The 5,715-nt window shown below is 69.1% G+C and carries 7 protein-coding genes; 2 read left to right on the forward strand and 5 right to left on the reverse strand.

Annotated features, from left to right (window positions below):
• Positions 1-145 precede the first annotated feature (145 nt).
• Both CCN35_RS03100 and CCN35_RS03105 read left to right on the forward strand, forming a co-directional pair.
• A complete protein-coding gene (locus CCN35_RS03100; RefSeq protein ID WP_067394483.1) occupies positions 146-532 on the forward strand; it encodes a DUF2752 domain-containing protein in 387 nt (128 codons plus the stop codon).
• A gap of 368 nt (positions 533-900) precedes the next feature.
• The gene (locus CCN35_RS03105) at positions 901-1,164 is read left to right on the forward strand and encodes a TM2 domain-containing protein (protein WP_067394480.1); all 264 of its coding nucleotides are present in this window, start codon (positions 901-903) and stop codon (positions 1,162-1,164) included.
• An 89-nt stretch (positions 1,165-1,253) separates the two neighbouring features.
• On the opposite strand, the gene CCN35_RS03110 is transcribed toward CCN35_RS03105, so the two are convergent.
• The 5 genes from CCN35_RS03110 to CCN35_RS03130 form a co-directional block, all read right to left on the reverse strand.
• The gene (locus tag CCN35_RS03110; RefSeq protein ID WP_067394477.1) at positions 1,254-2,018 is read right to left on the reverse strand and encodes a succinate dehydrogenase iron-sulfur subunit; all 765 of its coding nucleotides are present in this window, start codon (positions 2,016-2,018) and stop codon (positions 1,254-1,256) included.
• On the reverse strand, positions 2,018-3,772 hold the full coding sequence (sdhA, locus tag CCN35_RS03115; RefSeq protein ID WP_067394474.1) for a succinate dehydrogenase flavoprotein subunit: 1,755 nt from the start codon (positions 3,770-3,772) through the stop codon (positions 2,018-2,020). The genes CCN35_RS03110 and sdhA overlap by 1 nt, the downstream gene beginning before the upstream one ends.
• A 22-nt stretch (positions 3,773-3,794) precedes the next feature.
• Positions 3,795-4,271 carry a succinate dehydrogenase hydrophobic membrane anchor subunit gene (locus CCN35_RS03120; protein ID WP_067394659.1) on the reverse strand — a complete coding sequence of 159 codons (477 nt, stop codon included), beginning with the start codon at positions 4,269-4,271 and terminating at the stop codon, positions 3,795-3,797.
• Positions 4,272-4,276: 5 nt separating this feature from the next.
• Complete coding sequence (gene sdhC, locus CCN35_RS03125) at positions 4,277-4,657, reverse strand: succinate dehydrogenase, cytochrome b556 subunit (RefSeq protein WP_079129723.1); 381 nt, start codon at positions 4,655-4,657, stop codon at positions 4,277-4,279.
• 249 nt (positions 4,658-4,906) lie between these two features.
• The gene (locus tag CCN35_RS03130) at positions 4,907-5,383 is read right to left on the reverse strand and encodes a 2-oxo-4-hydroxy-4-carboxy-5-ureidoimidazoline decarboxylase (protein ID WP_425444275.1); all 477 of its coding nucleotides are present in this window, start codon (positions 5,381-5,383) and stop codon (positions 4,907-4,909) included.
• Positions 5,384-5,715: the final 332 nt, after the last annotated feature.

The raw sequence follows: 5,715 nt of genomic DNA on the forward strand, positions 1-5,715 counted from the left end.
ATCGCCCAGCTCCTCACCTGCGGCGGTTTCGGTTTCTGGGCCCTGGTCGACGGCATCATGCTGCTGACGGGCAGCAACACCACCGACTCGAAGGGCCGAGTCCTGCGTGGCTGACACGACGGCCGGGCCGGTCCGCCACCGGTGGATGCGGCGGCTGCCGCGGCATCCGGCGGCGGCCCCGCTCGCCGTGCTCTGCGCGGGCGTCGCGGGTGCCGGTTACCTCTATGCCACCGACCCGCACGAGCCCGGCCACCTCCTGCCCCGGTGCCCCTTCCGGTACGTCACGGGGCTGCTCTGTCCGGCCTGCGGCGGCACGCGCATGGTGTACGACCTGATGCACGGCAACGTCGCCCAGGCCTGGCTGGACAACAGGATGCTCCTGCTCGCCTCGCCGTTCGCGCTGGCGCTGCTCGGCAAGTGGACGGTGGAGGGCCTGCGCGGACGCCGCTGGCACCCCCGGCTCGGCCGCCGGGCGCAGGCGCTGGTGCTGCTGGTGGCCGTGGCGTGGACCGTCGTCCGCAATGTCGTCTAGAACCCGCGGGAGCATCGACCCGTGGGAGCATCGACCCGCGGGAGCGGCATCCGTGGGAGCGGCATCGCGGGAGAGTGCCGCGGGGGCCGCAGGGGCCCGTGGACGTGCGGGTCCGCGGGCACGCGGGCAGCGGTAACCAGAAGTTGCCGATCTGGCTGGATTTGATCACAGAACGAGAACGTTTGTTCCATTCCTTGCCGTCCTGCCGTTCTGGATCTTTATCCTGCTGGAGCGCAGGGGGGGCGACCGCAACCGGTCAGTGCGCGGCGAGCCACGCGACGGATGTCACGTGATCGGACAGTCGGGCCCCCTGGGCCCGGAGGAGATCCCCTCTCCGGGCGTTTCGATCACTTCCAGGAGCACCATTCATGACCGTCCCCACTCCTGACGCGCCGTACGGCTACGACCCGCAGGGCCGTCCCTACTCCGACAAGTCGAAGATCGTCGCGGGCGTTCTCCAGCTCTTCCTCGGAACCCTGGGCATCGGCCGCTTCTACGTCGGCTCCGTGGGCGTGGGCATCGCCCAGCTCCTCACCTGCGGCGGTCTCGGCTTCTGGGCCCTGATCGACGGCATCATCTTCCTGGTCAGCAACGACCGGACCGACTCGAAGGGCCGGGTCCTGCGCGGCTGACGCGGCCGGCACGCCCCTGCGGCGGACGAGAACGGCGAGGGCCCCTTCCGGACCGGAAGGGGCCCTCGCCGCCGTATGCGGCGCGGACGTCAGAGGCGGCGCGTGATCAGCGCCCGCTTCACCTCCGCGATCGCCTTCGTCACCTCGATGCCGCGGGGGCAGGCGTCGGTGCAGTTGAAGGTGGTGCGGCAGCGCCAGACGCCGTCCTTGTCGTTGAGGATCTCCAGACGCTCCTCGCCGGCCTCGTCACGGCTGTCGAAGATGAACCGGTGGGCGTTGACGATGGCCGCCGGACCGAAGTACTGGCCGTCGTTCCAGAACACCGGGCAGGACGAGGTGCAGGCCGCGCACAGGATGCACTTCGTGGTGTCGTCGAAGCGCTCCCGGTCCTCCGGGGACTGCAGACGCTCGCGCGTGGGCTCGTTCGTCTCCTTCGTGATGAGGAAGGGCATGACGTCCCGGTACGCCTGGAAGAACGGCTCCATGTCCACGACCAGGTCCTTCAGGACCGTGAGGCCCTTGATGGGCTCGATCGTGATCGGCTTCTCGGGGTTGATGTCCTTGATCAGCGTCTTGCAGGCCAGGCGGTTCTTGCCGTTGATCCGCATGGCGTCCGAACCGCAGATGCCGTGCGCACAGGAACGGCGGAAGGTCAGCGTGCCGTCGAGGTCCCACTTGATCTTGTGCAGACCGTCGAGGACGCGTTCCCTGGGGTCGATCTCCACCTGGAAGTCCTGCCAGGTCGCCTCCGCCGAGACCTCCGGGTTGAAGCGGCGGATGCGGAAGGTGACCGTGATGTAGGGGGACGCGGCCCGGCCCTCCGCCTCGGCTTTGTCCAGAACGGGGGTTGCCATCAGTACTTACGCTCCATCGGCTGGTAGCGGGTCTGCACGACCGGCTTGTAGTCGAGACGGATGGTTTCGGTCCCGTCGGCGCCGACTTCGCGGTACGCCATGGTGTGGCGCATGAAGTTGACGTCGTCGCGGTGGGGGTAGTCCTCGCGGTAGTGGCCGCCGCGGGACTCCTTGCGGGCCAGGGCGGAGACTGCCATGACCTCGGCCAGCTCCAGCAGGTTGCCCAGCTCGATGGCCTCCAGCAGGTCCGTGTTGAACCGCTTGCCCTTGTCCTGGATCGCCACGTTCTTGTAGCGCTTCCGGAGCTCGGCGATCTTCTCGATGGCCGTCTTGATGGTCTGCTCGGTGCGGAACACCATGACGTTGGCGTCCATGGTCTCCTGCAGCTCGCGGCGCAGCTCGGCCACCCGCTCGTTGCCGGTGGAGTTCCGCAGCCGCTCGACCTGCTCGACGACGTAGGACTCCGGGTTCTCCGGGAGCTCCACGAAGTCCGCCTGCTGCGCGTACTCCGCCGCCGCGATGCCCGCCCGCTTGCCGAACACGTTGATGTCCAGCAGCGAGTTGGTGCCCAGACGGTTGGCCCCGTGCACGGACACGCAGGCGACCTCGCCGGCCGCGTACAGGCCCGGCACGATCGTGGTGTTGTCCGCGAGCACCTCGCCCCGGACGGTGGTGGGGATGCCGCCCATCGCGTAGTGCGCGGTCGGCTGGATCGGGATCGGGTCGGTGTACGGCTCGATGCCCAGGTAGGTCCGTGCGAACTCGGTGATGTCGGGCAGCTTGGCGTCCAGCTGCTCCGGCGGCAGGTGGGTCAGGTCCAGGTAGACGTGGTCGCCGTCGGGACCGCAGCCGCGGCCCTCGCGGATCTCGGTGTAGATCGCGCGGGAGACGACGTCGCGGGAGGCGAGGTCCTTCATGACAGGGGCGTACTTCTCCATGAAGCGCTCGCCGTCCTTGTTGCGCAGGATGCCGCCCTCGCCGCGGGCGCCCTCGGTGAGCAGGATGCCCATGCGCCAGATGCCGGTCGGGTGGAACTGGAAGAACTCCATGTCCTCCAGCGGCAGCCCGCGCCGGAACACGGCCGCCTGGCCGTCACCGGTCAGGGTGTGCGCGTTCGACGTCACCTTGAAGAACTTGCCGCAGCCGCCGGAGGCGTAGATCACGGACTTCGCCTGGAAGACGTGGATCTCGCCGGTCGCCAGTTCGTACGCCACGACACCGGCCGACGTCTTGACGCCGTCGACCTCGGTGATCAGCTGGTCCAGGACGTAGAACTCGTTGAAGAACTCCACGCCCTGCTTGACGCAGTTCTGGTACAGCGTCTGGAGGATCATGTGACCGGTGCGGTCGGCCGCGTAGCAGGAGCGGCGGACCGGGGCCTCGCCGTGGTTGCGCGAGTGGCCGCCGAAGCGGCGCTGGTCGATGGTGCCCTCCGGGGTGCGGTTGAAGGGCAGGCCCATCTTCTCCAGGTCGAGGACCGAGTCGATGGCCTCCTTCGCCAGGATCTCGGCGGCGTCCTGGTCGACCAGGTAGTCACCGCCCTTGACCGTGTCGAAGGTGTGCCACTCCCAGTTGTCCTCCTCCACGTTGGCCAGCGCGGCGGCCATGCCGCCCTGCGCGGCGCCGGTGTGGGAGCGCGTGGGGTAGAGCTTGGTCAGGACCGCGGTGCGGCTGCGCTTGGTCGCCTCGATGGCGGCACGCATACCGGCGCCACCGGCGCCGACGATGACGGTGTCGTACTTGTGGATCTTCATCAGGAATACCTCGGTCCCGGGCCTAGCGGATGTTCGGGTCGAAGGTGAAGATCACCAGCGTGCCCAGCAGGATGGTCCACACCGTGGCGGTGTAGAGCAGGCCCTTCAGCCACAGTCGCGTGTTCGGGCGCTCCGCGTAGTCGTTGATGACGGTGCGCAGGCCGTTGCAGCCGTGCAGCATCGCCAGCCACAGCATCAGCAGGTCCCAGACCTGCCACCAGGGGGAGGCCCAGCGGCCCGCCACGAAGGCGAAGCCGATCTTGGAGACGCCGCCGTCCAGGACGAGCTGGATCAGCAGGTGGCCGATGACGAGGACGACCAGGACGACACCGGACAGCCGCATGAACAGCCAGCCGTACATCTCGAAGTTGCCCCGGGTCGACCGCGGGGTCTTCTTGGTGCGCAGGCGCGGGGGCTCGATGACGGGGGCGGGGTTGTCGACGCTGTAGCCGCCCTCGACGGGGCTGACGCCCGAGGCGTTGGTCTCGGTGGTGGACATGCGCATCAGCTCCCGAACACTTCTCGTGCGGCGTGGCCGAGGACGGGATAGATCGCTCCGAGCATCAGCACGATCCAGATGCCGACCACGGTCCACAGCATCTGCTTCTGGTAGCGGGCGCCCTTGGCCCAGAAGTCGACGGCGATGACCCGCAGGCCGTTGAGCGCGTGGAAGAGGATCGCGGCGACCAGGCCGTACTCGAGCACGGCGACGATCGGCGACTTGTACGTGGCCACGACCGTGTCGTAGGCCTCGGGAGACACGCGGACGAGCGCGGTGTCCAGCACGTGAACGAACAGGAAGAAGAAAATGAGGACACCGGTGACTCGGTGAGCCACCCAGGACCACATTCCTTCCCGGCCGCGGTACAGCGTTCCAGCCGGCACGGAAGAACCCTCCGGATGCGGGACTAGGGGCCGCGCCGGCTTTTCTGTCGGTCGGGCCCGGCCGGGTACGGTCCACCGGCCCTCAGCATCGTAACCAGCCGTGGGGGCGGGGCTCACGGGGGGCCCTCCCCCAGGTGATCGAACGTGTCCCCCGAAGAGGGCGCGTACGGGTGACGCACGGGCCGGCCGGGCGGCCGCGGGGGCGGCCCGCCGGCGGTGCGGGATCCGCGCTGCTCACCGGGGTGCGGGTCAGCCGTGGCTGGTCGCGTGGCTCCCCACGCCCCGCAGGGCGCGCACGAGCCGTCCCCGGGCCAGGCGCCGGAGCTCCTCCGTGGCGACGATCCGTTCCTCCTCCGGATCGTTCGCCAATCGTGACCGGACGGCCGCCAGGACCCGGTCCAGGGCCTCGTCCGGGGCGACGTCGTCCAGGCAGATGACGAAGCCGTGGCCGAAACGGGCCTCGTAGGCGGCGTAGGCGGCGCTCAGGGCCGTGGAGGCGGCCGCGTACGTGTCCCCGGGGAGCGAGGGCAGCGGCTCCGCCGCCAGGGCCTCCGCCAGGTCCGCCGGGCCCAGGTCGTACGTCGCCTCGTCCGCCGCGGCCAGGAGGGACGGCAGGTCCGGGTAGGGGCGGTGGGCGGTGATGCAGCGGGCCCAGCAGGGGCTGTGCAGACAGGTCAGAAGGGTGTGACGGGCCTCGGGAGCGGGGGCGGTGTTGAAGCGCTCCAGATTCTGCGCGAGCAGCTTGGGTCCTCGGTCGGCAGGGTGTGGTAAGTGCAAGGCGCTGTAGGACTGTAAGAGTTGTGCCGTTACGTTATCGGGTGTGTTCATGATGTGTCCGGTGGGGACATGAATTTCACTCGAACGGGAGAGTTTCAAGACACCTGGTGGACACGAACGGAGTCGACGGGTCTTAAGTTGGCGGCGTGAGCAAGCACAGGCGCCGGGCCCCGGCGCGGAAGTCCCCGCACCGGCGGGCGGTGGCGGGCGGCGCGTTCGCCGTGACGGTCGCCCTGGGCGCCGCCCTGGGCGTGTGGACCTCCGCGGACGGGTCCTCGACG

The organism is Streptomyces thermovulgaris (genome assembly GCF_002155915.1).
In the GTDB taxonomy this organism is placed as follows: Bacteria; Actinomycetota; Actinomycetes; order Streptomycetales; family Streptomycetaceae; genus Streptomyces; species Streptomyces thermovulgaris.

Excerpts from the sequence above, each read along its gene's own strand:
- CCN35_RS03100 (WP_067394483.1), top strand. The coding sequence starts at position 146 with ATGCGGCGGCTGCCGCGGCATCCGGCGGCGGCCCCGCTCGCCGTGCTC.
- sdhA (WP_067394474.1), bottom strand. The coding sequence starts at position 3,772 with ATGAAGATCCACAAGTACGACACCGTCATCGTCGGCGCCGGTGGCGCC.
- CCN35_RS03120 (WP_067394659.1), bottom strand. The coding sequence starts at position 4,271 with ATGTCCACCACCGAGACCAACGCCTCGGGCGTCAGCCCCGTCGAGGGC.
- CCN35_RS03110 (WP_067394477.1), bottom strand. The coding sequence starts at position 2,018 with ATGGCAACCCCCGTTCTGGACAAAGCCGAGGCGGAGGGCCGGGCCGCG.
- CCN35_RS03105 (WP_067394480.1), top strand. The coding sequence starts at position 901 with ATGACCGTCCCCACTCCTGACGCGCCGTACGGCTACGACCCGCAGGGC.